Origin of the sequence: Neisseria sp. P0014.S009 (genome assembly GCF_051958155.1) — a bacterium.
Taxonomy (GTDB): Bacteria; Pseudomonadota; Gammaproteobacteria; order Burkholderiales; family Neisseriaceae; genus Neisseria; species Neisseria flavescens_C.
The window spans coordinates 1-323 of the sequence record NZ_JBQCVS010000083.1 but is presented as its reverse complement, the minus strand read 5'-3'; the positions used below and the strand labels follow the sequence as shown (position 1 = coordinate 323).

The 323-nt window shown below is 54.5% G+C and carries 1 pseudogene; it reads right to left on the bottom strand.

Annotated elements, in window-relative coordinates:
* A pseudogene (locus ACTHS4_RS11765) lies at positions 1 to 323 on the bottom strand (type I glyceraldehyde-3-phosphate dehydrogenase); the annotation flags it as partial.

Below are 323 nucleotides of genomic sequence, written 5' to 3'. Positions count from 1 at the left end.
GGGACCACGTTGGGCAGAACCATCAAGCTTGCCGTTCAATTCAGGAATAACCAATCCTATGGCTTTAGCGGCACAGGTGCTGTTCGGTACGATATTCAAGGCAGCGGCACGGGCGCGGCGGAAGTCGCCTTTGCGGTGTGGCGCGTCAAGGGTGTTTTGGTCGCCGGTATAGGCGTGGATGGTGGTCATCAAGCCTTCGACAAGACCGAATTCTTTTTGCAATACCGCAGCCATAGGAGCCAGACAGTTAGTCGTACAAGAAGCGGCGGAGATGTCGGTTTGGCTGCCGTACAAAATATCTGGGTTTACGCCGTATACTACGG